Annotated in this window: 20 protein-coding genes; 7 read left to right on the top strand and 13 right to left on the bottom strand. The window is 58.8% G+C overall.

Annotation, left to right across the window (positions count from 1 at the left end; translation table 11 throughout):
- Nucleotides 1-20: 20 nt before the first annotated feature.
- A complete protein-coding gene (locus tag K7R23_RS14035; RefSeq protein ID WP_024132768.1) occupies nt 21-3,287 on the bottom strand; it encodes a DUF5107 domain-containing protein in 3,267 nt (1,088 codons plus the stop codon).
- Nucleotides 3,288-3,400: 113 nt separating this feature from the next.
- Here K7R23_RS14035 and K7R23_RS14030 point away from each other — a divergent pair, with 113 nt between their 5' ends.
- Nucleotides 3,401-4,597 carry an ROK family transcriptional regulator gene (locus tag K7R23_RS14030; RefSeq protein WP_012906670.1) on the top strand — a complete coding sequence of 399 codons (1,197 nt, stop codon included), beginning with the start codon at nt 3,401-3,403 and terminating at the stop codon, nt 4,595-4,597.
- A 124-nt stretch (nt 4,598-4,721) separates the two neighbouring features.
- Here the strand turns inward: K7R23_RS14030 and glyA are convergent, their stop codons facing one another.
- On the bottom strand, nt 4,722-5,981 hold the full coding sequence (gene glyA / locus K7R23_RS14025) for a serine hydroxymethyltransferase (RefSeq protein ID WP_012906671.1): 1,260 nt from the start codon (nt 5,979-5,981) through the stop codon (nt 4,722-4,724).
- Between the two features lie 325 nt (nt 5,982-6,306).
- On the opposite strand from glyA, the gene hmpA reads away from it, so the two are divergent.
- Both hmpA and K7R23_RS14015 read left to right on the top strand, forming a co-directional pair.
- The gene (hmpA, locus tag K7R23_RS14020; RefSeq protein ID WP_012906672.1) at nt 6,307-7,497 is read left to right on the top strand and encodes an NO-inducible flavohemoprotein; all 1,191 of its coding nucleotides are present in this window, start codon (nt 6,307-6,309) and stop codon (nt 7,495-7,497) included.
- 272 nt (nt 7,498-7,769) lie between these two features.
- Entirely contained in the window at nt 7,770-8,750 is a 981-nt protein-coding gene (locus K7R23_RS14015) for an IS110-like element ISCro4 family transposase (RefSeq protein WP_012904434.1), read from the top strand.
- A gap of 119 nt (nt 8,751-8,869) precedes the next feature.
- Here the strand turns inward: K7R23_RS14015 and glnB are convergent, their stop codons facing one another.
- The 5 genes from glnB to purL form a co-directional block, all read right to left on the bottom strand.
- Nucleotides 8,870-9,208, bottom strand: coding sequence for a nitrogen regulatory protein P-II (gene glnB / locus K7R23_RS14010; RefSeq protein WP_012906673.1), 339 nt, complete (start codon nt 9,206-9,208; stop codon nt 8,870-8,872).
- A 65-nt stretch (nt 9,209-9,273) separates the two neighbouring features.
- Nucleotides 9,274-10,608, bottom strand: coding sequence for a two-component system response regulator GlrR (gene glrR / locus K7R23_RS14005; RefSeq protein WP_024132770.1), 1,335 nt, complete (start codon nt 10,606-10,608; stop codon nt 9,274-9,276).
- The gene (gene qseG / locus K7R23_RS14000) at nt 10,608-11,324 is read right to left on the bottom strand and encodes a two-component system QseEF-associated lipoprotein QseG (RefSeq protein ID WP_012906675.1); all 717 of its coding nucleotides are present in this window, start codon (nt 11,322-11,324) and stop codon (nt 10,608-10,610) included. Before qseG ends, glrR begins: the two co-directional genes overlap by 1 nt.
- Before the next feature lie 42 nt (nt 11,325-11,366).
- A complete protein-coding gene (gene qseE, locus K7R23_RS13995; RefSeq protein WP_043013941.1) occupies nt 11,367-12,797 on the bottom strand; it encodes a two component system sensor histidine kinase QseE/GlrK in 1,431 nt (476 codons plus the stop codon).
- Nucleotides 12,798-13,327: 530 nt separating this feature from the next.
- Nucleotides 13,328-17,215 carry a phosphoribosylformylglycinamidine synthase gene (purL, locus tag K7R23_RS13990; RefSeq protein WP_012906677.1) on the bottom strand — a complete coding sequence of 1,296 codons (3,888 nt, stop codon included), beginning with the start codon at nt 17,213-17,215 and terminating at the stop codon, nt 13,328-13,330.
- 257 nt (nt 17,216-17,472) lie between these two features.
- On the opposite strand from purL, the gene mltF reads away from it, so the two are divergent.
- Together mltF and K7R23_RS13980 are read left to right on the top strand one after the other, a co-directional pair.
- Nucleotides 17,473-19,020 (top strand): membrane-bound lytic murein transglycosylase MltF, encoded by a 1,548-nt coding sequence (gene mltF, locus K7R23_RS13985; protein ID WP_012906678.1) that lies wholly within the window; start codon nt 17,473-17,475, stop codon nt 19,018-19,020.
- A 45-nt stretch (nt 19,021-19,065) separates the two neighbouring features.
- A complete protein-coding gene (locus K7R23_RS13980; protein ID WP_012906679.1) occupies nt 19,066-19,290 on the top strand; it encodes a hypothetical protein in 225 nt (74 codons plus the stop codon).
- A gap of 3 nt (nt 19,291-19,293) precedes the next feature.
- Here the strand turns inward: K7R23_RS13980 and tadA are convergent, their stop codons facing one another.
- The 4 genes from tadA to murQ are packed head-to-tail and all read right to left on the bottom strand — an operon-like array spanning nt 19,294 to nt 22,762.
- A complete protein-coding gene (gene tadA, locus K7R23_RS13975; protein ID WP_012906680.1) occupies nt 19,294-19,836 on the bottom strand; it encodes a tRNA adenosine(34) deaminase TadA in 543 nt (180 codons plus the stop codon).
- Between the two features lie 17 nt (nt 19,837-19,853).
- Nucleotides 19,854-20,489 carry a phosphatidylglycerophosphatase C gene (yfhb, locus tag K7R23_RS13970; RefSeq protein WP_012906681.1) on the bottom strand — a complete coding sequence of 212 codons (636 nt, stop codon included), beginning with the start codon at nt 20,487-20,489 and terminating at the stop codon, nt 19,854-19,856.
- Between the two features lie 3 nt (nt 20,490-20,492).
- Entirely contained in the window at nt 20,493-21,857 is a 1,365-nt protein-coding gene (locus K7R23_RS13965) for a PTS transporter subunit EIIC (RefSeq protein WP_012906682.1), read from the bottom strand.
- An 11-nt stretch (nt 21,858-21,868) separates the two neighbouring features.
- On the bottom strand, nt 21,869-22,762 hold the full coding sequence (murQ, locus tag K7R23_RS13960) for an N-acetylmuramic acid 6-phosphate etherase (protein WP_012906683.1): 894 nt from the start codon (nt 22,760-22,762) through the stop codon (nt 21,869-21,871).
- A 117-nt stretch (nt 22,763-22,879) separates the two neighbouring features.
- Here murQ and K7R23_RS13955 point away from each other — a divergent pair, with 117 nt between their 5' ends.
- On the top strand, nt 22,880-23,728 hold the full coding sequence (locus tag K7R23_RS13955) for a MurR/RpiR family transcriptional regulator (RefSeq protein WP_012906684.1): 849 nt from the start codon (nt 22,880-22,882) through the stop codon (nt 23,726-23,728).
- Nucleotides 23,729-23,783: 55 nt separating this feature from the next.
- The gene (locus tag K7R23_RS13950) at nt 23,784-24,044 is read left to right on the top strand and encodes a YfhL family 4Fe-4S dicluster ferredoxin (RefSeq protein ID WP_012906685.1); all 261 of its coding nucleotides are present in this window, start codon (nt 23,784-23,786) and stop codon (nt 24,042-24,044) included.
- 47 nt (nt 24,045-24,091) lie between these two features.
- Here the strand turns inward: K7R23_RS13950 and acpS are convergent, their stop codons facing one another.
- Nucleotides 24,092-24,472 carry a holo-ACP synthase gene (gene acpS, locus K7R23_RS13945; RefSeq protein WP_024132774.1) on the bottom strand — a complete coding sequence of 127 codons (381 nt, stop codon included), beginning with the start codon at nt 24,470-24,472 and terminating at the stop codon, nt 24,092-24,094.
- Nucleotides 24,472-25,203 carry a pyridoxine 5'-phosphate synthase gene (gene pdxJ, locus K7R23_RS13940; protein WP_012906687.1) on the bottom strand — a complete coding sequence of 244 codons (732 nt, stop codon included), beginning with the start codon at nt 25,201-25,203 and terminating at the stop codon, nt 24,472-24,474. Before pdxJ ends, acpS begins: the two co-directional genes overlap by 1 nt.
- Between the last annotated feature and the right edge of the window lie 7 nt (nt 25,204-25,210).

The following is a 25,210-nucleotide window of genomic DNA, read 5'->3' as shown; positions in this document are numbered from 1 at the left end:
TACCGCCACCGGTACAGGGTTCAGTTAAATAACCCCCGGCTGATGGCATGACGCAGAAGGCACGCCTTGTCATGCGCCGGATTCAGTTGCAGAAGCGCGTCAAACGCCTGCTGGCTGGCAGTCAGATTGCCCAGCCCCAGATGTCCCAGCGCGGTAATAAACAGACAGTGCTGCTGATGCTTCGCCGCAGCGGGGGTATCCAGCACCACCAGATCCGGCAACGAGACGGCGAAGAAATCCACCTCCGGCACATTGTCGCGCTGGCTCTCCACCCAGTTAAGGAAGCTCTGAAACAGTCGCGTCGCCTCGTTGTCGTCGCCCAGCGCCTTCAGCGCCATGCCCTGCCAGAACAGATAGTCCACCGGCTGGTCGTTGTAATAGCGACCGGCATCCAGCGAGCTGCCGCCGCACGTTACCCGCGCAAAGTCGCGCTGCGCCTCTTCGTGCTCTCCCTGTCGCTGCGCGCAGTAGCCAAGCAGATACCAGATGTCGTTATCCGTTTGCCCCGGCAAGCGCCCTTCGCCAAGGTTATGCGGGTAGCTCAGCGCCTGTTGTAACAGGCTTGCCGCCTGGGGGAATTGCCCCGCGCCGATGGCCGCCAGCGCGCGATGCATCTGGTTAAGCAGATATTGCCCGGTCGCCTTCCCTTCGCCGCCTTCCCACGGATGGAACACGCGTTCATGCAGCACCTGCGCCGCCGCCTCGTAATGCCCCTGCCCGTTCCACAGGCTCAGCAGCTCGACGGTCAAATCGTCGCGCTGGAATACCACCGCTTTGCGCCTCTCCAGCTGTTGCAGGCGCTGTGGCGCCGGGGTAGCCAGCAGTTTATCGAGGTAATCCAGTTCAAACAGGAAGCGGGCGTTTTCCGGCTCCAGCGCGACGGCCTGCGCCAGATAGCGGCGCGCCTGCCCGGCGTCCTGGTGTTTATTCCACGCGTAGATGCCCAGCAGACGATGCACCGGCGCAAAGGATGCCTCCTGCCGTAGCGTGAACTGCCAGCAGGCCAGCGCCTCATCGTAACGACGCTTGCTGTACCAGAAGCAGCCGAGTAAATACTGCGCGTAAGCGCTTTGCGGCAGCGTTTGCAGCATCTGCACTTCGTCGAGCGTATTCGGAAAGCGCACCCGGTTGCGCAGACAGGCGCGGGCCTGGTCAATTAACGGCTGCGGGTTATCGCTCAGGGAAGCGCGCCAGAGCAGCGGCAGCGTCTCCTGGCTGTCGAGCAGTTCCAGCGCCTCGCGCGCGGCCTCTTGCTGCCCGCAGGAGAGCAGCCAGCCGGCCAGCTCGCAGGCGTTCGTGCCGCGGCGACCGGTAATGGCGATCAGCGCCGCTTTCGCCGCCTCGTCCCGGCCGATCGCCCAGCGCGCGTAGTGCAGCACGTAGCTGAGCGGATAGTCTTTAAGCTGTTGTTCGGCATAGTTCAACGCCTCAGACGCGCGTCCCAGCTTCGCCAGCGCCAGCGCCCTCATCCCCATCGCCAGATTGTTGCTGGCGTTAAAGCGCAGGCTTTGCGTGACTTTTTCCAGCGCGTCAGCGTAATTTTCCCGGCGCATCGCGATACGCGCCAGCGACCAGAAGGCGGCGTCACGGCAGTTTCCGCTCCAGCTCGCTTTGTAATAGTGCTCCCGGGCGTCGTCGTAGTTACCCTGACGCTCCAGCGCGGCGGCAAGCAGCATACTGGCTTCGCCATCGCGCGGGTTTTTATTCAGCCTGTGCGCCCGCTCCAGCGCGGCCCTCGCGCACCGTTCCGCCAGCGTCCAGTCCGCCCGGTTGAGCGCCAGCGTCCCCAGCGCGACGTTATTACGGTAATCAAGCGGGTCCACCTCCAGCGCCCGACGATAATAATCTTCGGCATAGCGGCTGGCATGGTTGTACTGCTCCAGATGCTGGCCGATGAAATAGAGTTCCTCGGTGTTAGAGAGCGCTTCCGGCAGCGCGGGCGCTTTCGCCGCCGAAGGCAACGGCACATCCCCGGCGATATGCTCTTCGTAGCTCAGCAACGCCTGACCATTCTGGCCGGTCACCGTCATGGTGATGCGGGCCGGGCCGTTATCCGCGATGTGCGTCAGCCAGCTCTTGCCGGGCGCCAGCGACAGGGTGGTTTCAAAGAACGGCGCGTCGTTCGCGCTGAGCGTAACCCGCACCGCTTCCAGCGGCGCTATGGCGTAAACGCCAACCGAGAGTTGGCCCTCTTCGCGCACCAGACGCAGCGCCAGCCCGGTGCTGGCATTCTGCACCATGCCCAGTTCGCTGTAGGGAAGGAAGTTTTGCACAAACACTTTCTCTTCATACGGCGCAAGCCAGGTGAAGTCCGGCTGGTTATCAGTGAATACGCCGGTCATCAGTTCGATGTACGGGCCGTTGTCATCGGTCAGGTTGCGATCCCAGGCGACGCCAAAATCGCCGTATCCCCAGGTCCACTGCTTTTTCCCCGGCGAAATATGGTGATCAGCGACGTGCAGCAGACCGCCGCGCTCGCCGTGGTGCCAGGCGCCGACAAAGTCATAGTCCGATTTTTCCGCCATGTAGGAGGTGGGGACCGGCACGTTCTTGTAGCGGGAAATATCCACGCCCGCCGAGTAATCCACTTTATAGTAGGTGCCGGTGGCAATGGGGAAAGCGGAGACGTCGCGCTTGCCGTGGTCGAACACCGCGGTGACATCCGGCGGAAACACGCTCTGATGATCGTCGCCGCCCTTCACCGCCGGGTTTGCCCACCATAAAAAATGGCGCGGTGTGGCGTTGCCGTTGAATACCTTACCGGTGATTTCAATCAGCGCGCGATCCGGATAGAGCGTAAAACCGGCCATCACCTGCAAACCGCGCATCGGCTCCACTTCGCCCATCCACACGGTTTGTTCGCCGTTTTCACCCGCCTGAACGGTAAAATCCACCGGCATAAAGGTGGTGGGACGGTGATGCTGCGGCCAGTTAAACTCAATGCCGCCGGAGATCCACGGCCCCAGCAGGCCGACCAGCGCCGGTTTGACCACCTCGTTGTAATAGACAAAATCGCGCTGCTGCACCTTATCGTAAGCGCGATGAATACGCCCGCCCAGCTCAGGCAGCAGCATGATGCGGATAAAGTCGTTTTCCATCCACACCGCCTGATAGTCGCGCATCTCGCGCCTGCCGGTCAGGGTATCAATAACGCCATAAGGATAAACTGCCCCCGAGGAGCCCTGATAAACCCGTTTTTCGAGAAACATCGGGTTGGGATCTTCTTCACCTGTCGTCCAGGTCGGAAGAGAGAGCGTTTCCTGCCATACCTTCACTGCGCCGTACATGCCGCCTCCACTCAATATCCAAAAGTAAACCTGCGTCTTAAGGCTATTGTGGTACAGTTATCTGGCGTTAAAACGCGCAATGCTCACGCAATATAGTTAAGGGAGTTAAGTGTATGCCGCGTCTGGGTTACAACAATAGCCGGGTGCGCCAGGCCAATAAACAGATTTTCCTGTCGCACCTGTGGCGGGAAAAGCAGCTCAGCAAGTCACGGCTGGCGCAGCTAACCGGCCTGTCAATTCCGGCAGTCAGCAATATCCTTCAGGAGCTACTGGACGAGGGGCGAATTTGCCACTCCCGGGAAACCCTGAGCCAGCGTGGGCTGAGCAACGGCAGTTTCCATTTGCCGGAACAGGGCGCATGGACGCTGTGCATGAACGTCACCCCGACCAGCCTGACCAGCCAACTGGCGGACGCCCGCCTGGTTGCCGTCGGCGACTGGCAGCATGAGGTGATTCGCGCCGCGACGCCGCAGGATCTGCTCGCCGCCATAGCCCGCCACTGGCGGGTTTATCGTCAGCGTTACCCCGAAGTCAGCATTAACCTGGCGCTGGGCGTACACGGCCAGGTCGATCCCGTTACCGGCGCGTCGAAAACCATGCCGCAGGCGCCGTGGAAAAGCTCGCTGGAGATAAAATATCTGCTGGAGGAGAAGCTTGGCGTACAGGTACGCCTCGACAACGACTGCGTGATGCTGGCGCTGGCCGAGAAGTGGCAAAACCCGGCGGCCAGCGACGATTTCTGCGTCATTAACGTCGATTACGGGATTGGCTCCTCCTTCGTCATCAACGACAGCATCTGGCGCGGCAGTCTCTACGGCAGCGGTCAGATTGGCCACACTATTATTAACCCGGACGGCGTCGCCTGCGACTGCGGCCGCTATGGCTGTCTTGAAACCGTCGCCTCGCTCAGCGCGCTGAAAAAGCAGGCCAGAGTGTGGCTGAAAACGCAGCCGATCCCCGCGCTGGATCCAGAGACGCTGACCACGGACGAGCTGATTGCAGCCTGGCGAGACGGCGATGTGCGCCTCCAGGCGTGGGTGGAACAGGCGGCCAGCGCGATCGGCTTAAGCCTGTATAACTTCCTCAATATCCTCAATATTAATCAGATCTGGCTGTATGGACGCAGCTGCGCCTTCGGTGAAGGCTGGCTGAATACCGTGCGGCGGCAGACGGGATTTAACCCTTTCGATCATGGCGATAACCCGCGGGCGAAAACCACGCAAATCAACTTTGGCACCCTCAGCCGCGCGCAGCAGCTCATGGGCATTGGCTATTTATACGTGGAGTCACAGCTGAGTGAAATGGGATAGCGACGCCGCGGCGGCATCAGAATAGCGTTAAAAATATTCAGATAACCGGGCATCAAAGCGATGCCCGCGAGAAGATGGCGTGACCGGCTGGCGGCATCCACCGCCAACCAGCCTCCGATAAGCGTTACGCGTAAACCGGGAAGCGCGCGCAGATGTCCAGCACTTTACCTTTGATACGCTCAATTACCGCTTCATCATTGATATTGTCCAGCACATCACACATCCAGCCCGCCAGCTCTTTCACTTCCGCTTCTTTAAAGCCGCGGCGCGTTACTGCCGGTGAACCGATACGGATACCGGAGGTAACGAACGGGCTCTTCGGATCGTTCGGCACGCTGTTTTTGTTCACGGTGATGTTGGCGCGGCCCAGCGCGGCATCGGCTTCTTTACCGGTCAGGTTCTTATCAACCAGATCCAGCAGGAACAGGTGGTTATCAGTACCGCCGGACACCACGTTGTAGCCGCGGGCGAGGAATACTTCAACCATCGCTTTAGCGTTTTTGGCAACCTGCTGCTGGTAGGTTTTGAACTCTGGCTCCATCGCTTCTTTCAGCGCCACCGCTTTACCGGCGATAACGTGCATCAGCGGGCCGCCCTGGCCGCCAGGGAAGACCGCGGAGTTCAGTTTCTTGTACAGCTCTTCGCTGCCGCCCTTCGCCAGGATCAGGCCGCCGCGCGGACCCGCCAGGGTTTTGTGGGTGGTGGTGGTCACAACGTGCGCGTGCGGAACCGGGTTCGGGTAGACGCCTGCGGCAACCAGACCGGCGACGTGGGCCATATCCACAAACAGATAAGCGCCGATGCTGTCAGCGATTTCACGCATCTTCGCCCAGTCAACCACGCCGGAGTAAGCGGAGAAGCCGCCGATAATCATTTTCGGTTTATGCGTCTGCGCCTGCGCCTGCTTTTCCAGATCCGCATAGTCAATATGACCGCTCTCATCGATGCCGTAAGGAACGATGTTATACAGTTTGCCGGAGAAGTTAACCGGGGAACCGTGAGTCAGATGGCCGCCGTGCGCGAGGTTCATACCGAGAACGGTATCGCCCGGCTCCAGCAGAGCGGTGTAAACAGCAAAGTTAGCCTGAGAGCCGGAGTGCGGCTGGACGTTAGCGTAGTCAGCGCCGAACAGCGCTTTCGCGCGATCGATCGCCAGTTGCTCAACGATATCGACATATTCACAACCGCCGTAGTAGCGCTTGCCCGGATAGCCTTCAGCGTATTTGTTAGTCAGCTGAGATCCCTGCGCCTGCATCACGCGCGGGCTGGTGTAGTTTTCGGAGGCGATCAGTTCGATGTGCTCTTCCTGACGTACTTTTTCCTGCTCCATAGCCTGCCACAGTTCGGCATCATAATCGGCAATGTTCATTTCACGCTTTAACATCCGCATCTCCTGACTCAGCTAACGATAAAATTTTGGCCTGTAACGGCGGTCCTGTTGGACAACGGGCAACAGTATAACTGAATCATTCTGTGATAACAGGTCTTGACAAAGGATTTTACGCAAACGATTACCTTGCCACCAGACAAGGCTTTGGCGAATGAAGGCCTTAGCATTTTCAACGGATTTCTTTTCAGGTTTGTGATGCAGATTTTTCACGATGTAACTTTTAAAACGCAAAGTGGCAAAGAACCATTTACAATGCAGGGGTATTTTTATAAGATGCATTTGATATACATCATTAAAGATTCAGATAAAGGAAGACCGTATGCTTGACGCCCAAACCATCGCCACTGTAAAAGCCACCATTCCGCTGCTGGTGGAAACAGGCCCTAAACTGACCGCTCACTTCTACGATCGCATGTTTGCGCATAACCCGGAACTCAAAGAGATCTTTAACATGAGCAACCAGCGCAATGGCGATCAGCGTGAAGCGCTGTTCAACGCCATTGCCGCCTACGCCAGCAACCTGGAAAATCTGCCGGCGCTGCTGCCAGCGGTGGAAAAAATCGCCCAGAAACACACCAGCTTCCAGATCCAACCGGAACAGTACAATATTGTCGGCACTCACCTGCTGGCGACGCTGGACGAAATGTTCAGCCCCGGGCAGGAGGTGCTGGACGCGTGGGGCAAAGCCTATGGCGTGCTGGCGAATGTGTTTATTAACCGTGAAGCGCAAATCTACAGCGAAAACGCCAGCAAAACCGGCGGCTGGGAAGGGACGCGTCCGTTCCGCATCGTGGCGAAAACGCCGCGCAGCGCGCTCATCACCAGCTTTGAGTTTGAACCGGTCGATGGCGGCGCGGTCGCCGACTATCAGCCGGGCCAGTATCTGGGCGTCTGGCTGAAGCCGGAAGGTTTTCCGCATCAGGAGATCCGTCAGTACTCCCTGACCCGCAAACCGGACGGCAAAGGCTACCGGATCGCGGTGAAGCGCGAAGATGGCGGTCAGGTGTCAAACTGGCTGCATAACCAGGCGAACGTCGGCGACATAGTGCATTTAGCCGCCCCGGCCGGTGATTTCTTTATGAGCGTCGCGACGGATACGCCGGTATCGCTGATCTCCGCGGGCGTCGGTCAGACCCCGATGCTGGCGATGCTGGATACGCTGGCTAAAGCGAAGCATACCGCGCAGGTTAACTGGTTCCACGCGGCGGAAAACGGCGACGTTCACGCCTTTGCTGATGAAGTAAACGAACTGGGAAGCACGCTGGCGAACTTTACCGCTCATACCTGGTATCGCGTGCCGACAGAGGCGGATCGCGCAAAAGCGGTGTTTGACAGTGAAGGGCTGATGGACCTGACGACGATGAAAGCGGCGATCGCTAATCCGGCAATGCAGTTCTATCTGTGCGGTCCGGTCGGTTTCATGCAGTTTGCCGCGAAGCAGCTGGTTGAGCTGGGCGTCAACAGCGAAAACATTCATTACGAATGCTTCGGCCCGCATAAGGTGCTGTAACGGCGGGTTGACGCAGGCCGGACAGGGCTGCCGCCATCCGGTAAGCGCAGTGCCTGATGGCGCTGCGCTTATCAGGCCTTGTATTATCCCTTCAGTGCAGGGAGAACCGGCCAGTTCTCTCTGCCATGCGGTCCGCATGCCGTATCAGGCCTCAGGCTAATAACCTGTGACGTAGATTTATGCAGCGGACCGCCGTTCTCCACAAGTGACAAACCGGACAGTATCATGGACCGGTTTTCCCGGTAATCCGCATTCACAAGGCTGGTCTCACTATGGAACAGGAACTTCATTTTATCGGTATCGATGTCTCTAAAGCTAAGCTGGATGTCGATGTGTTGCGGCCTGATGGCCGTCACCGCAGCAAAAAATTTGCCAACACCCCGAAGGGCCACGACGAACTTCTCCGCTGGCTCAGCGGTCATCGCGTGGCACCGGCACATATCTGCATGGAAGCCACCAGTACGTATATGGAAGACGTTGCCGCTCATCTCAGTGATGCCGGTTACACCGTCTCCGTCATCAACCCCGCCCTGGGTAAAGCCTTTGCACAGAGTGAAGGTCTGCGCAGCAAAACCGATGCAGTGGATGCCCGTATGCTGGCAGAGTTCTGTCGTCAGAAGCGCCCTCCGGCGTGGGAAGCCCCGCATCCGGTTGAACGGGCCCTGCGGGCTCTGGTGCTGCGCCATCAGTCGCTGACGGACATGCACACGCAGGAGCTGAACCGCCTGGAGACAGCGCGTGAGGTGCAGCGTCCGAGTATAGACGCCCATCTGCTGTGGCTTCATGCCGAACTTAAGCGCATCGAAAAGCAGATAAAGGACCTGACGGATGATGACCCGGATATGAAGCACCGCAGGAAGCTGCTGGAAAGTATCCCGGGCATCGGGGAGAAAACGTCCGCGGTATTACTGGCTTATACCGGTCTGAAGGAGCGCTTCACCCATGCCAGGCAGTTCGCCGCTTTTGCGGGTCTGACGCCGCGGCGGTATGAATCAGGCAGCAGTGTGAACAGGGCCAGCCGGATGAGTAAAGCCGGACATGCGTCGCTTCGCAGGGCGCTGTATATGCCTGCGATGGTGGCGGTAAGTAAAACGGAATGGGGAAGAGCGTTCCGTGACCGTCTGGCAGGGAACGGTAAAAAAGGGAAAGTGATAATCGGTGCGATGATGCGCAAGCTGGCGCAGGTGGCGTACGGTGTTCTGAAGTCAGGCGTGCCGTTCGATGCGTCCCGGCATAATCCGGTAGCAGCGTAAAATATGGTGGAAGGGATGAAAAAACAGCGCCTGACGGCGCTGTGACTGGTATGCCTGCAATCCGGTAAGGCGGAAAATAAAAAAGCTTGCAGGCGATAACAGTATCTACAAAACGCGGCTTAAATGGCCGCGTCGTCTTCCTCGCCGGTACGGATACGCACCACCCGCGCCACGTCAAAGACGAAAATCTTACCGTCGCCAATTTTACCGGTCTGGGCGGTGCGGATAATGGTATCGACGCAGGTTTCCACGATGTCGTCCGGCACCACGATTTCAATTTTTACCTTCGGCAGAAAATCCACCATATACTCCGCGCCGCGGTACAGTTCAGTGTGCCCTTTCTGACGGCCAAAGCCCTTCACTTCCGTTACCGTCATCCCGGTGATGCCGACTTCGGCCAGCGCTTCACGCACATCATCCAGTTTGAAGGGTTTAATAATCGCATCAATCTTTTTCATGGTGTTCCTGTTTTAGTCGCGTAACCGGTTGCTAACCGTATCATATCTTGCGGTATGTTGCGGAGCTACTCTTTAAAGTCGTTAGCGTCTAACTCATGACGCGACAGGAGCTTATAAAACTCGGTCCGGTTGCGTCCGGCCATTCGCGCCGCGTGGGTGACGTTGCCCTTAGTGATTTGCAGCAGCTTGCGCAGGTAGTTCAGTTCGAACTGATTACGCGCTTCGACAAAGGTCGGCAGCGCGGTATTTTCCCCTTCCAGCGCCTGTTCCACCAGCGCATCGCTGATCACCGGCGAGGAGGTCAGCGCCACGCACTGTTCAATCACGTTAACCAGTTGGCGCACGTTGCCCGGCCAGCTGGCAGCCATCAGGCGCTTCATCGCATCGGTGGAAAAGGCGCGCACAAACGGTTTATGCCGTTCCGCAGCCTGACGCAGCAGATGGTTAGCCAGCAGGGGAATATCCTCCGCGCGCTCGGCCAGCGCCGGGATTTTCAGGCTCACCACATTGAGACGGTAGTATAAATCTTCGCGAAATTCGCCGCGCGCCATCGCTTTCGGCAGGTCGCGGTGGGTGGCGGAAATAATGCGCACGTTGATGTCGATATCGCGGTTGCTGCCCAGCGGCCTGACCTTACGCTCCTGCAACACGCGCAGCAGCTTGACCTGCAGCGGCGCGGGCATATCGCCGATTTCATCGAGAAACAGCGTTCCGCCCTCTGCCGCCTGAAATAACCCTTCGCGATTGCTGACCGCGCCGGTAAACGCGCCGCGGGCATGACCAAACAGCTCCGACTCCAGCAGCTGTTCCGGCAGCGCGCCGCAGTTAATGGCGATGAACGGCTTACCGCTGCGCGGGCTGGCATTGTGGATCGCCTGAGCGAAGATCTCTTTCCCGGTGCCGCTTTGCCCGTTGATCAGCACGCTGACGTCGGACTGCGCCACCATCCGCGCCTGCTCCAGCAGACGCAGCATCAGCGGGCTGCGGGTGACGATAGACTCGCGCCAGCTGTCGTCTGTCGCGGGCGCGGACTGCTCCAGCGCCTCATCAATCGCCTGATACAGCGCGTCTTTATCCACCGGTTTGGTCAGGAAGCTAAAGACCCCCTTTTGCGTCGCGGCAACCGCGTCCGGAATCGAACCGTGCGCGGTCAGAATGATCACCGGCATTCCCGGCTGCACCTTCTGGATCTCGCTGAACAGCTGCATTCCGTCCATTTCATCCATTCGCAGGTCGCTGATGACCAGATCCACTTTTTCGCGGTTCAGCACGCGCAACCCTTCGGCTCCGCTTTCTGCCGTCACCACGCTGTATCCTTCGCTGGTCAGGCGCATACCGAGCAGCTTCAGCAGGCCCGGATCGTCATCCACCAGCAGCAAATGCGCAGGTTTACGGCTTATCATGGCGATACCTCTTCGTCAGGCGATACCGGCGCGGCGGGGTGGTCATCACCGTGTATCGCGTCAGGCGTGTAGCTCCCGCCTGGCTTACGGCTGGAGAGCCGGCGTTCGATATCCGTCAGGTTTTCGAGCTTACGGGTGGTGAGCTCCAGCTGCGCCTGCATATGCTGTTGCTGCTGGCGCAACGTATCCAGCTCGCTGTCGCTGGTTTGTTGCAGTTTGCTGTAGCGCTGGCGCTCTTCTGAAAGCTGTAATTGCAATGCCTGTCCGTCACGCCAGATTTGATAGAGCGGTCGCACCTGGGTCGGGATCTGCGGGCTTAAGGCGTCCAGACGGGCGATATTATCACGACGCTCGAGCGGGGTGATTCTGGCGTTCGCCAGCAGTACGCCGCGCTTAAAAGCGTTTTGCCAGCTGTCGTCGGCCAGTATCCGGGCTTCATTGCGCGACTGCACCGGCATCAGCCGCTCGGCGCAGTCAATGGCGCGCAGCCAGTACAGCGGATTGGTATCGGTCGCGGGACCGTGCAGCCGCCAGATATCGGTACACTCAACCGACAGATAATCCGCCAGCTGCGTGGTGGGGATCTTTTCCTGCGGTACGGCATGCCTGACGACATGGGGCGTACAGCCGATCAGCGCCAGGCAGGAGATTCCCGCCGCAATGGCCCGGCGGGAGAAAAAGCGTTGAAAAATGTGGGCTAAAACGTGTGGCATATTTACCAGACTTATTTATTTAGTGCCTGTCTCATCAGGCTATTAATCGTTTTCCGATGCAGATAATGGCAGTTCGATACGGAAGCACACCTCTTGTTCCCGCTCATCGACAAGGTAAAGCTCCCCCTGCATACGGCGGATGCAATCCCGGGCGATACTCAGCCCCAGCCCGCTGCCTTTTACCGCCCCTTTTCGTTGCTGGCTTCCCTGGAAAAAGGGCTCGAAAATCATGGATTTTTCCGCTTCCGGGATGGGCGCCCCGGTATTGATGACATCGATATAAACCGTGGTTCCCTGCAAGCGGCTGCAGACACGAATGTTACCGGATTCAGCGCCATAGTGCACCGCATTGGAATAAAGATTGTCCAGTACGCTCATCAGCAGCATCGGCTCGGCCAGACAGCGCTCTGCGGTCAGCGCCACCTCAGTATGCATCATTTTAGCGCGGGCGGGTAAACTGTGGGCGGACACCACCATATCCACCAACGGCGCAATCTCGACGCTTTCCAGCTCGACGGCGCTGTCGGCCAGCTTGCGGTTGTAATCCAGCAGTTGCTCAATCAATTTTTGCAGATTGCGACTGCTGTCATCAAGAATGCCGACCACCTCTTTTTGTTCAGGCGTTAAAGGACCGACGACCCCATCGGCCAGCAGTTCGGTGCCTTCGCGCATACTGGCGAGCGGCGTTTTCAGCTCATGGGAGAGGTGGCGTAAAAACTGATGGCGCTGGGACTCCAGCCAGGAAAGGCGCTCGCTCAGCCAGATAATGCGCTGCCCCACGGAACGTAGCTCCCGCGGTCCGGTGAAGGTGACAGTATTGCCGAGTGAACGCCCCTCCCCCAGCCGGTTGATCATTCGCTCAATGCCTTTTACCGGCCCGATAATCATCCGCGTAAACAGCAGCACCATCGCGAGGCTGACCAGAAACAGCGCCAGCGCCTGCCAGCCAAAGAATTGCCCGCGCTCGGCAATCTCCTGTTGAAGCTGCTGCCCGCGCGAAAAGACCACGGCGCGCGTCGCCTGCACCATTTCGGTATTGGCGCTGGCAAACGCCTCCAGCCGCGCGGCGGCGGCGGTATCCGGCCCGCTATTGCGGCACTGCAATTGCGCCAGATCGTTCAGATCCTGATGCAACGCCTGGTACAGCTTATCGTCCGGCAATACCCCGGCATGGGCGTCGAGCATCTCGCTGTAACGCAGACGCTGGCTCTGATACACCTTCGCCAGCGTGGGGTCGTCAAGCACGCAGTACTGACGGTAGCTGCGCTCCATCTCCAGCGCCACGTTGGTCATCGCCTCGCTGCGACGGGCGTCGATAAGCGTCGTCCGGTTGGTCAGCGCCGCCTGGGCGCTCAGGGCGTTGAGACTCTGCCACGCCTGCCAGGCGAGGACCAGCAGCGGCAACAGGATCAGCAGGAATGCCAGCATCACCAGTTGGCGTAATGAGCGGGGGAAAACAGACCAGCGCTTCAAGGCGTTACTCTCAAAGAAGAAGAATGGAACGATGCTAACCGAGGGAAACGCCAGATACAACAAAGCCGGGCTTAACCCGGCTTTGTTATGGAATAAGGCGGTGCCTAACTCGACGTTTCGCCCGATGGCTGATAAAGCAATGCTGTTATCAGAAGCTGGACGGCAGGCACCTTGTTGTGCGTCATTCGAAGTTTATGTAGCACGTCCCGAAGGGGCTGACATAAGAAGGTGAATGAGCCACTGCTGTTTATTATGCAGTAACTGTGCCAACAAATAAAACAAATCATTAACACCATGAAATGACTCATCTTTATGACAAATCATAGCCGTCAGCGAGCTGACTGATTTTTCATCGCAGTGTCGTCAATTAGCAACACCTTAAAAGCAGACGATACTGCTATATAAAAATCAATAAGTTATATGTCACCTTTTGGCGACATGCCGAGTCCTCTGTTGTCGCGAATTAGCGACAGCCATAAAAAAGCCCGGTGATATTCACCGGGCCGCTGGCATGTGATTCGACCTGCTGTTTACCCCAGCTGCTTACGCGCGTTGCGGAAGATTCGCATCCACGGACCATCCTCGCCCCAGTTTTCCGGGTGCCAGGAGTTGCTGACGGTACGGAACACGCGCTCCGGATGCGGCATCATAATCGTGACGCGCCCGCTTTCCGTGGTGACCGCGGTAATGCCGTTCGGCGAACCGTTCGGGTTTGCCGGATAGGTTTCCGTCACCTTGCCGAAGTTATCGACATAGCGCAGCGCCACCAGGCCTTTACTCTCAAGCTGAGCCAGGTGCGCGTCGTCGCGAACCTCCACACGTCCCTCACCGTGAGAGACGGCGATGGGCATCTGCGAACCGACCATCCCCTGCAGCAGCAGCGACGGGCTTTGCGTCACTTCCACCAGGCTGAAGCGGGCTTCGAAGCGATCGGAATGATTACGCACAAAGCGCGGCCACAGTTCGCTGCCGGGGATCAGCTCACGCAGGTTCGACATCATCTGGCAGCCGTTACACACCCCAAGCGCCAGGGACTGCGGACGGTGGAAGAAGGTTTCAAACTCATCGCGCACGCGGCTGTTGAACAGAATGGATTTCGCCCAGCCTTCGCCCGCCCCCAGCACGTCGCCGTAGGAGAAGCCGCCGCAGGCGACCAGCGCATGGAAGTTACCCAGCCCGATACGACCGCCGAGCAGATCGCTCATATGCACGTCAATGGCGTCAAAGCCTGCGCGGTGGAATGCTGCCGCCATTTCGACATGGGAGTTCACCCCCTGCTCACGCAGAACGGCGACCTTCGGACGCGCGCCGGTGGCGATATACGGCGCGGCGACATCTTCATTGATGTCGAAAGAAAGCTTCACGTTCAGCCCCGGATCGGCATCGTTGGCTTTCGCCTTGTGCTCCTGGTCGGCACACTCCGGGTTGTCGCGCAGACGCTGCATCTGCCAGGTGGTTTCCGCCCACCAGACGCGCAGCGTGGTGCGGCTTTCGCTAAAGACCGTCTGGCCGTCAGCGTCAATCACAAAGCGGTCGCCCGCCACGGCCTGCCCAAGGTAATGTACACAGTCGCCAAGGCCGTATTGCGCCAGCAGCGCTTCCACGGCGTCACGATCCGCGGCGCGCACCTGAATCACCGCGCCCAGCTCTTCGTTAAACAGCGCCGCCAGGCGATCGTCGCCAAGCGTGGCGATATCCGCCTGAATACCGCAGTGGCCGGTAAAGGCCATTTCCGCCAGCGTCACCAGCAGGCCGCCGTCAGAGCGGTCATGGTAGGCCAGCAGTTTACCCTGCGCCACCAGCGCCTGAATCGCATCGTAGAAGCCCTTCAGCTGCGCCACGTCGCGCACGTCTGCGGGCGTATCGCCAAGCTGACGGTACACCTGCGCCAGCGCGGTCGCGCCCAGCGCGTTATGGCCAAGACCCAGGTCAATCAGCAGCAGCGCGTTGTCTTCGGTCGAGAGCTGCGGCGTAACGGTATGACGCACATCCTCGACGCGGGCGAAAGCGGAGATCACCAGCGACAGCGGCGAGGTCATTTCGCGCTGTTCGCTGCCTTCCTGCCAGCGGGTTTTCATCGACATGGAGTCTTTGCCCACCGGAATGGTCAGGCCAAGCGCCGGACAAAGTTCTTCGCCCACCGCCTTCACCGCTTCATACAGACCGGCGTCTTCCCCCGGGTGTCCGGCTGCCGCCATCCAGTTCGCGGAAAGCTTAATGCGTTTGATGTCGCCAATCTGCGTGGCGGCAATGTTGGTCAGCGCTTCGCCGACCGCCAGACGGGCAGAGGCGGAGAAGTCCAGCAGCGCCACCGGCGCGCGTTCGCCAATAGCCATCGCTTCGCCGTAGTAGCTGTCAAGGCTGGCGGTGGTTACCGCGCAGTTCGCCACCGGCACCTGCCACGGGCCGACCATCTGATCGCGGGACACCATGCCGGTAACGGTACGGTCGCCAATGGTCACAAGGAAGGTTTTTTCCGCGACGGTCGGCAGATGCAGAACGCGCTTCACCGCATCGGCAAGTACGATCTCCGTGCGGTTCAGGGCCTCGCCTTTCGCTTTCAGGCTCTGCACGTCGCGAGTCATTTTCGGCGTTTTGCCGAGCAGCACGTCCAACGGCAGATCGATCGGCTGATTGTTAAAGTGACGGTCGTTCAGCGACAGGTGCTTTTCTTCCGTCGCTTCGCCAATCACCGCGTAAGGCGCGCGTTCGCGGCGGCACAGCTCGTCGAACAGCGGAAGCTGGTCAGCGGCTACCGCCAGCACGTAGCGCTCCTGGGATTCGTTACACCAGATCTCCAGCGGGCTCATGCCCGGCTCGTCGCTGAGAATGTCGCGCAGTTCGAACTTACCGCCGCGTCCGCCGTCGCTCACCAGCTCCGGCATGGCGTTGGAAAGCCCGCCCGCGCCAACGTCATGAATAAAGAGGATGGGGTTGGCGTCGCCCAGCTGCCAGCAGCGGTCAATCACCTCCTGGCAGCGACGCTCCATTTCCGGGTTGTCGCGCTGAACGGAGGCGAAGTCGAGATCCGCGTCGGACTGGCCGGAGGCCATTGACGACGCCGCGCCGCCGCCCAGGCCGATGTTCATCGCCGGACCGCCGAGAACGATCAGCTTCGCGCCGACGTTGATCTCGCCCTTCTGGACGTGATCGGCGCGGATGTTGCCTATCCCGCCCGCCAGCATGATCGGCTTGTGATAGCCGCGCAGCTCTTCGCCGTTATGGCTGTTGACCCTTTCTTCATAGGTACGGAAGTAGCCGTTCAGCGCCGGACGGCCAAATTCGTTGTTGAACGCCGCGCCGCCCAGCGGCCCTTCGGTCATGATATCCAGCGCGGTCACAATACGCTCCGGCTTGCCGAAATCTTCTTCCCACGGCTGCTCAAAGCCCGGAATACGCAGGTTGGACACCGAGAAGCCCACCAGCCCCGCTTTTGGCTTCGCCCCGCGTCCGGTTGCGCCTTCGTCGCGGATTTCGCCGCCGGAACCGGTCGCCGCCCCCGGCCACGGCGAGATTGCCGTCGGGTGGTTATGGGTTTCAACCTTCATCAGTATATGCGCCGGCTCCTGGTGGAAGTCGTAGCGGCCGGTCTGATGGTCGGCAAAATAGCGACCAACCTCTGAGCCTTCCATCACCGCTGCGTTGTCCTTATAGGCAGACAGCACGTGGTCCGGAGTGGTTTCAAAGGTGTTTTTGATCATTTTGAACAGCGACTTCGGCTGCTGCTCGCCGTTAATCACCCAGTCGGCGTTAAAAATCTTGTGGCGGCAGTGCTCGGAGTTCGCCTGGGCGAACATATACAGTTCGATATCGTTCGGGTTACGCCCGAGCTTCGTGAACGCATCCTGAAGATAATCAATTTCGTCTTCCGCCAGCGCCAGACCGAGGCGCAGGTTGGCGTCGATCAGCGCCTGACGGCCTTCGCCCAGCAGATCCACGCTTTCAACCGGCGCGGGTTCATGATGAACGAACAGCTTCTGCGCATCGTCTAACGAGGTAAAAACCGTCTCCATCATTCGGTCATGCAGTTCAGCGGCAACCTGCCGCCACTGCTCCGCGCTCAGCGTGGACGCTTCAATATAGTAAGCAAGGCCGCGCTCCAGTCGGTCAATCTGCTTCAGGCCGCAGTTATGGGCAATATCCGTCGCTTTGGAAGACCAGGGAGAGATGGTGCCGGGACGAGGCGTAACCAGCAGCAGTTTGCCTTCCGGCGTATGGCTGCTCAGGCTCGGGCCATACTTCAGCAGGCGGGCAAGCTGCGCCTGTTCATCGTCGTTCAGTGGCGCATTCAGATCGGCAAAATGGACGTACTCGGCGTAAATTGTGTGGACCTGGAGCCCGGCAGCCTGAAAGCGCGCCAGCAGTTTGTTGATACGGAATGCCGACAGTGCAGGCGAACCACGCAGAATTTCCATCATAAGTCTCTCGTCTTCTAAGCTTTCGGTGTGCCCAAGTGGGGAAACGGGCGTCATTATAAAGAATCTGCGTCGCTGACGAAACCGTTTGCGTCGAAATAAAATCGCCGCCGCTTTTTGCCAGACGGTGCGGCCAATTGTTCTAATTAGTTGCCAACTGACGCAACTTTAAGCAAAATGCCGCTCATCAATGAATACTCTTAATTTTCCTGGCATTTTTCCCAAGTCTGAGGCAAAGCACGATACAGAGAATTAACTAATTGAAAAAATTAAAGATTAATTATCTGTTCATCGGCATACTGACGCTACTGCTGGCCGCTGCGCTTTGGCCCTCGATTCCCTGGTTCGGTAAAGCCGACTCCCGTATCGCCGCCATTCAGGCGCGGGGAGAGCTGCGCGTAAGCACGGTCAGCTCGCCGCTGACCTACTCTCAGCTCAACGGCAAGCCCTATGGGCTGGACTATGAACTGGCGCAGCAGTTCGCGAACTATCTTGGCGTAAAGCTGAAGGTGACCGTGCGCCAGAACATCAGCCAGCTGTTCGACGATCTCGATAACGGCAACGCCGACCTGCTCGCCTCCGGGCTGGTCTATAACAGCGAGCGGGTCAAAAACTATCAGCCTGGCCCTACCTACTACTCCGTTTCCCAGCAGCTGGTTTATAAGGTCGGTCAGTATCGTCCGCGCACGCTGGAGAAAGTCAGCGACAGTCAGCTCACTATCGCGCCCGGACATGTGGCGGTGAACGATTTGCAAACCCTGAAAGAGACAAAGTTCCCCGATCTGAGCTGGCGGATCGATAAGAAAAAAGGCACCACCGAGCTGCTGAACGCGGTGATCGCCGGCAAACTGGATTACACCATTGCCGATTCCGTCGCCATCAGCCTCTACCAGCGCGTCCATCCCGAACTGGCGGTTGCGCTGGATATCACTGACGAACAGCCGGTCACCTGGTTTAGCGTGCTGGATAATGACAACACCTTATCCGCCGCGCTGCTCGATTTCTTTAACAGCATCAATGAAGATGGCTCGCTGGCGCGGCTGGAGGAAAAATACCTGGGGCACGGCGATGATTTCGACTATGTGGACACCCGCACTTTCCTGCGCGCGGTGGACGCCATGCTGCCCGAGCTGAAACCGCTGTTTGAGAAATATGCCCAGCAGATCGACTGGCGACTGCTGGCGGCAATCGCCTGGCAGGAGTCGCACTGGGACCCGCAGGCCACCTCGCCGACCGGCGTGCGCGGCATGATGATGCTGACCAAAAACACCGCGCAGAGCTTAGGGCTCACCGATCGCACCGATGCCGAACAGAGCATCAGCGGCGGCGCGCGCTATTTGCAGAGTATGATGAGCAAACTACCGGAAAGTATTCCGGAGGATGAACGCATCTGGTTCGCTCTGGCGGCTTATAACATGGGCTACGCGCATATGCTTGACGCGCGGGCGTTGACGGCCAAAACCAAAGGTAACCCGGACAGCTGGAGCGACGTTAAACAGCGCCTGCCGCTGCTCAGTCAGAAACAGTATTACAGCAAGCTGACCTATGGTTACGCACGCGGCCACGAAGCGTATGCCTACGTCGAAAATATCCGTAAATACCAGATCAGCCTGGTGGGCTATTTGCAGGAAAAAGAAAAGCAGATCGCCGAGGCTCTGAAACTGGCGCAGGCTTATCCGGTGGTATCGCCAGACGAGTTCGATAACGCAACGTTTCCCCTCTCCTCTTTCCTGTCTCAGGCGTCATCGCACTATCTGACGCATACCTCTTTCCTGCTGTTTTCGCCGCCGCAGAAAGAGGAAGAATAACCGCCGGCTAAAAATGCCCGCCATATCACGGGCGTTTCCGCACCAGTGCCAGGTCAAGGCGGTGACAAAGCCTGTTATCTCTATATCCCTGCGGCGCTCATCGTCATGTCAATGCTGCGGATGGGGCGTTTTCTGCAACGCGAAGAGCGCCAGTTTGACTGGCCTGCTTACTGGCATATTGCCGCTGCCTGCGGTTTTTCTTCGCTTCCGCGCCTGACGGACGCCTACAGCCGTTTTTTTCATCACCCGCCGACGGCGGAAAGGATCTGAGGATTACTCAGTGGCGGACGACGCTTTCTTTAGCGCCTTGATTTCCTGGCGGCGCATGCGGAAGAAATCGCTGAGCAGCGTCGCGCACTCGTCGCGCAGCACGCCCTCGGTGATCTCTACGCGATGGTTCATACCCGGATGATGCAGCACGTCGATGAGCGAACCGGCTGCGCCGGTCTTGGCATCCCGCGCGCCAAACACCACGCGGCTGATGCGACTGTGCACCATTGCGCCAGCGCACATTACGCACGGTTCAAGGGTGACGTACAGCGTGGCGTCAATCAGCCGGTAGTTCTGCAATACCAGCCCGCCCTGACGCAGCGCCATGATTTCCGCGTGGGCGGTAGGATCGTGACGGCCAATCGGGCGGTTCCATCCTTCGCCGATGACGCGATTGTTATGCACTAATACGGCTCCGACCGGCACTTCACGCTCGTCCCAGGCGCGCTTCGCGAGGGTTAACGCATGGCGCATCCAGTATTCGTGGCTAAATTCGACAGCTGACAAAGCGTTTACTCCGGTAATCATAGCGGGCGCATTATACATGGTCGCTATGCTTTCAACTATTCCAGCTGCTGAAGTTCTCCCTGCGGCGTGACCCGCCAGCGGTGCTGGCAAAAATAGAGCAGCGGGTTATCCTGGTTACTGTCGCTGTAGCCGCTGTACAGGCGCAGCGGCGTGCCGATTTTCCGCTCAAGCTGCGCCACTTTCTCATGCCCCAGGCAGCGCAGCGTCAGCACCCAGCCGCCGTAGCCGCGTTTCATCTGGCTGGCGATAAGGTTCACCCGCGGCAGCCAGGGCGTATCAAAATAGACCTGCTCCACCAGCGACTGCGGCGAACCGGTAATAAGCCAGATATCCGCATCGGAACTGAGCAGATAGGTCGTCAGACGTTCCTGCACCAGCGGAAACGCCGTCACGCTTTCCCGGAACCAGCGGGCGAAATCAGCGTGCAGCGCCTGTAAACGCGCTTCGCTGTGGCCGAAGGTGCAGCCCCACAGCAGCAGACTCATCGGCCAGCGCGCGGCGCGCCCTTTTATCAGCAGAGCCCCGACAATCACCGGCAGCAGAGGGAGGACGAGCAGCGCATTCAGCGGCTGGCGACGCAACAGATAACGCAGGAAGCTGCCGAACATATCCTGCTGGTGTAACGTTCCATCCAAATCAAAAAATACGACGCGACGCTCGTGACTGGTCAAACTTTACTCCTCTGGATCGTTGAACCCCAACAGCCAGGTAAACAGGAACCCGGCAATAACCGCTACTAAATAGCCTAACAGATAGAGCATCACTTTTCCGGTCACAATCGTTAACGCCAGCGGTAAACCGGAAATGCCGAAAGTGATCACGGTGGCGACCTTCCAGTAGCCGATCAGCGCGCCGCCGACCGCGCCGCCGAGACACGCGCCGATAAACGGTTTACCGAGCGGCAGCGTGACGCCGAAAATCAGCGGCTCGCCAACGCCCAGCAGCCCGACCGGCAGTGCGCCTTTGATCACTTTTTTCAGGCGCGCGTTGCGGGTTTTCATCAGTACGGCAATCGCCGCCCCGATCTGCCCGACGCCTGCCATCGCCAGTACGGGAAGCAGCGCGTTGTAACCATGCGCCTGCACCAGTTCAACATGAATCGGCACCAGCCCCTGGTGTAGCCCGGTCAGCACCAGCGGCAGGAAGGTGCCTGCCAGCACCGCCCCCACCAGAAAACCGCCGCGATCGATAGCCCAGGATGCGCCATGCGCGATAAACTCCGAGATCCAGCCGCCCAGCGGCTGTAGCGCCACGATGGCGATTGTGCCGGTGATCAGAGTGGTGAGCAGCGGATTAAGGATCAGCTCCAGCGAGCCCGGCAATACGTCGCGCAATTTGCGCTCGATCCAGCACATTAACGCCACGACCAGCAGTACGGCGATTACCCCGCCGCGTCCGGGCTGTAGCGCCTCGCCGAACAGCGTGACCTGCGCCAGCTGCGGACTCGAAAGGATACCGGCCATCACGCCGCCTAACGCCAGCGATCCGCCGAACACTTTGGCGGTATTGACCCCGACAAGAATGTTCATGATAGCAAAGACCGCGCTGCCGAAAATGCCCATCAGCGCCAGCACGTTCGGATACTGCGTCGCCACATCGCCAACGATATCCGGGCGCTTAAGGATATTGATAATGCCGGTAATCAACCCGGAGGCGATAAACGCCGGTATCAGCGGAATAAAGACGTTCGCCAGCTTGCGCAGCGCATCGCTCATCGGCGCTTTATATTTCGCTTTGGCCTGCGATTTGGCGCGCTCAATATCCTCCACTGCCGGGCGAGCGCCCCCCTCCGCCAGCAACGCGCGCATGGCGTCGACCACTTTTGCCGCCTTACCGGGGCCAACGATAAGCTGGTGCTGCTCCCCCTGCCTGACGTAGCCGCTGACCCCCGGCAACTGCCTGAGACGCGGAATATCGAGCGCCGCTTCGTCTTTAACCTCGACCCTGACGCGCGTCATGCAATTTTCCAGACGCAGAATATTTTGCTCTCCGCCTATTCCCAGCAAAATGTCGCTGGCAAGAACCGCCGTCTTATCCATCGCTACCTCGGTTAGTCTGCTAACGCCGCCCGTAAGAATCCCTGGTGGACGGCAAGTTTGTCTCTGGCCTCATCTGCGCTAAGGCCGGTCAGCGCCATTAAAATGGCGGGTTTAACGTCAAAATCGGTCTGCTTCAGCAGGAGTTCCGCCTCTTCCCGGGCGATGCCGGTAGTTTCAACCACCATCCGGCAGGCGCGATCGATAAGCTTAACGTTGGTGGCCTTCATATCGACCATCAGGTTCTGGTAAACCTTGCCGAATTTCACCATCGCGCCCGTGGAGATCATATTGAGCACCAGCTTTTGCGCGGTGCCGGACTTCAGGCGGGTTGAGCCAGTGAGCGCTTCGGGGCCCACCACCGGCGAGATGGCGATATCCGCTTCCTGCGCGACGGGAGAGTCAGGGTTACAGGAGACAGCCACCGTCGCGCAGCCGGATGTACGGGCATATTTCAGCCCGCCGATAACGTACGGCGTGCGTCCCGACGCGGCCAGCCCGACCACCAGATCCTGCGGCCTGAGGTTAAGGGCGATAAGATCGTCTTCACCGAGCTGCGGGTTGTCTTCCGCTCCTTCGACGGCCTTGAGCAAGGCTCCGGGACCGCCGGCGATTAATCCCACCACCAGCCCGTGCGGAACGCCAAAGGTCGGCGGGCACTCGGAGGCATCCAGTACACCAAGACGTCCGCTGGTCCCGGCGCCCATATAGATAATGCGGCCACCGGCTTTTAACGCTTCAGCGGCGGCATCGACCGCGCGCGCGACGTCAGGCAAGGTGGCTTTTACCGCCTCCGCCACCAGCGCATCCTGTTGATTAAAACGCTGGACCAGCTCAAGCGTGGATAGCGCATCAAGATCCATCGTCTGTGGATTACGGGTTTCCGATACTAAAGCGCCGAGATTCATATTTGCTCCTCAGGAATTTTTAATTCATATTAAACGTCAGAGATGGAATATAATATTCATACCGGCGAGAGAAAATGTCTTTTTGCTGTCGCCATCACGTTTTTGTCGGGGGAAGCCATGAACTGTTTAACGCATATTCGTCAGCGATATCCGGGATTCGCCCAGAGCGACAGGCGACTGGCGGATTATCTGCTGACGCAGCCGGACGCCGCCAGGCACCTCAGCTCCCAGCAGCTGGCGGAGGCGGCGGGCGTGAGCCAGTCCAGCGTGGTGAAGTTCGCGCAAAAGCTCGGTTATAAAGGCTTTCCGGCGCTGAAGCTGGCGCTTAGCGAAGCGCTGGCAAGCGCGCCTGCGCCGCACTCGGTGCCGGTACATAACCAGATCCGCGGCGACGATCCCCTGCGGCTGGTCGGCGAAAAGCTGATCCAAGAGAATGTGGCGGCCATGCACGCCACCCTCGACGTTAATAGCGAAGAAAAGCTGACGGAAAGCGTGACGCTGCTACGCAGCGCCCGTCGCATTGTGTTAACCGGCATTGGCGCATCGGGGCTGGTGGCGCAGAATTTTGCCTGGAAACTGCTGAAGATTGGCGTTAACGCCACCGTCGAGCGCGATATGCATGCGCTTCTGGCGACGGTACAGGCGCTGACGCCGGACGACCTGCTGCTCGCCATCTCCTACAGCGGCGAGCGCCGCGAGCTGAATCTGGCCGCGGACGAAACGCTTCGCGTCGGCGCCCGGATCCTCGCCATTACCGGTTTCACGCCCAACGGACTACAACAGCGCGCCAGCCACTGCCTGTACACCATTGCGGAAGAACAGGCCACGCGCAGCGCCGCTATCTCTTCCAGCCACGCGCAGACCCTGCTGACGGATCTGCTGTTTATGGCGCTGGTACAGCAGGATCTGGAACATGCGCCGGAGCGAATTCGCCACAGTGAGGCGCTGGTAAAAAAACTGGTCTGAGCAAAGAATGCGCGTATAATGCCCGCCCGGTTTGTGATGTTATGAGAGTTTCCTGATGGCCCTGTTAATCACCAAAAAATGCATTAATTGCGATATGTGCGAGCCTGAATGCCCGAACGAGGCGATTTCAATGGGTGAGAGCATTTATGAGATTAACAGCGACAAATGCACCGAGTGCGTGGGTCATTACGAAACGGCCACCTGCCAGAAGGTGTGCCCGATCCCTAATACCATTGTGCGCGATCCGGCCCGTGTCGAAACGGAAGAACAGCTGTGGGATAAGTTTGTGCTGATGCACCACGCCGATAAGCTGTAACCCGCGTCGCGCCATCAGGCAAGGTATTATGCCGGATGGCGCCAAGTTTAACTCTCGATAATGACCGTAGCGCAGGCGTAATGACGTTCGTCGGCAAGCGTGACATGCATATGCGCCACGCCCAGCGTTTCCGCCAGCGCTAAGGCTTCGCCCCACAGTCGCAGACGCGGTTTCCCCAGCTCATCGTTAAACACTTCAAACTGATTAAACGCCAGGCCATTGCGGATACCGGTGCCGAACGCTTTCGCCGCCGCCTCTTTGACCGCAAAGCGCTTGGCGAGAAAACGCACCGGCTGCTGGTGCGTCTGCCAGATCGCCCACTCGTTGTCGCTGAGCACCCGTCTGGCCAGGCGGTCGCCGGAGCGGGAGATCACCGCCTCAATGCGGCTAATCTCCACAATATCGGTGCCTAAACCGAGGATCGCCATTAGCCGCGCGCTTCCAGCATCAGGCGCTTCATTTCGGCCACCGCCTCTTTCAGACCGCTCATCACCGCGCGCCCGATAATCGCATGGCCGATATTCAGTTCATGCATCTCCGGCAGCGCGGCGATGGCTTTCACATTGTGGTAGGTCAGCCCGTGACCGGCGTTGACCTTCAGGCCGAGGCTGGCGGCAAAGGTCGCGGCCCTGGCGATGCGCGCCAGCTCCTGCGCCTGTTCAGCGTCAGTCTGCGCATCGGCGTAACAGCCGGTATGGATTTCAATATACGGCGCGCCCACTTCAGCAGCCGCTTTGATCTGCGCTTCGTCCGCGTCGATGAACAGCGATACGAGGATCCCGGCATCCGCCAGTCGTTTGCAGGCGTCGCGCATTTTGTCACGCTGTCCGGCCACGTCGAGGCCGCCTTCAGTCGTCACTTCCTGACGCTTCTCCGGCACCAGACAGCAGAAATGCGGCTGAGTCTCGACGGCAATCGCCAGCATCTCTTCCGTGACCGCCATCTCCAGGTTCATTCGGGTATCCAGCGTCTGACGCAGAATACGGACATCGCGATCGGTGATATGGCGGCGATCTTCGCGCAGGTGGACGGTAATACCATCCGCGCCCGCCTGTTCGGCAATAAACGCCGCCTGCACCGGGTCCGGATAAGCCGTACCGCGGGCATTGCGTAACGTGGCAATATGGTCAATGTTGACGCCTAACAGTAATTCAGCCATGACAATC

The sequence above is a fragment of the Citrobacter rodentium NBRC 105723 = DSM 16636 genome (assembly GCF_021278985.1).
GTDB lineage: Bacteria > Pseudomonadota > Gammaproteobacteria > Enterobacterales > Enterobacteriaceae > Citrobacter_A > Citrobacter_A rodentium.
The sequence above is the reverse complement of the archived record's forward strand: the minus strand, read 5'-3'. Positions and strand labels throughout refer to the sequence as shown.

Coding starts and splice junctions, on each gene's coding strand:
- K7R23_RS14035 (WP_024132768.1), bottom strand. CDS start 3,287: ATGTACGGCGCAGTGAAGGTATGGCAGGAAACGCTCTCTCTTCCGACC.
- K7R23_RS14030 (WP_012906670.1), top strand. CDS start 3,401: ATGCCGCGTCTGGGTTACAACAATAGCCGGGTGCGCCAGGCCAATAAA.
- glyA (WP_012906671.1), bottom strand. CDS start 5,981: ATGTTAAAGCGTGAAATGAACATTGCCGATTATGATGCCGAACTGTGG.
- hmpA (WP_012906672.1), top strand. CDS start 6,307: ATGCTTGACGCCCAAACCATCGCCACTGTAAAAGCCACCATTCCGCTG.
- K7R23_RS14015 (WP_012904434.1), top strand. CDS start 7,770: ATGGAACAGGAACTTCATTTTATCGGTATCGATGTCTCTAAAGCTAAG.
- glnB (WP_012906673.1), bottom strand. CDS start 9,208: ATGAAAAAGATTGATGCGATTATTAAACCCTTCAAACTGGATGATGTG.
- qseG (WP_012906675.1), bottom strand. CDS start 11,324: ATGCCACACGTTTTAGCCCACATTTTTCAACGCTTTTTCTCCCGCCGG.
- purL (WP_012906677.1), bottom strand. CDS start 17,215: ATGATGGAAATTCTGCGTGGTTCGCCTGCACTGTCGGCATTCCGTATC.
- tadA (WP_012906680.1), bottom strand. CDS start 19,836: ATGTATAATGCGCCCGCTATGATTACCGGAGTAAACGCTTTGTCAGCT.
- K7R23_RS13965 (WP_012906682.1), bottom strand. CDS start 21,857: ATGGATAAGACGGCGGTTCTTGCCAGCGACATTTTGCTGGGAATAGGC.
- murQ (WP_012906683.1), bottom strand. CDS start 22,762: ATGAATCTCGGCGCTTTAGTATCGGAAACCCGTAATCCACAGACGATG.
- K7R23_RS13955 (WP_012906684.1), top strand. CDS start 22,880: ATGAACTGTTTAACGCATATTCGTCAGCGATATCCGGGATTCGCCCAG.
- K7R23_RS13950 (WP_012906685.1), top strand. CDS start 23,784: ATGGCCCTGTTAATCACCAAAAAATGCATTAATTGCGATATGTGCGAG.
- acpS (WP_024132774.1), bottom strand. CDS start 24,472: ATGGCGATCCTCGGTTTAGGCACCGATATTGTGGAGATTAGCCGCATT.
- pdxJ (WP_012906687.1), bottom strand. CDS start 25,203: ATGGCTGAATTACTGTTAGGCGTCAACATTGACCATATTGCCACGTTA.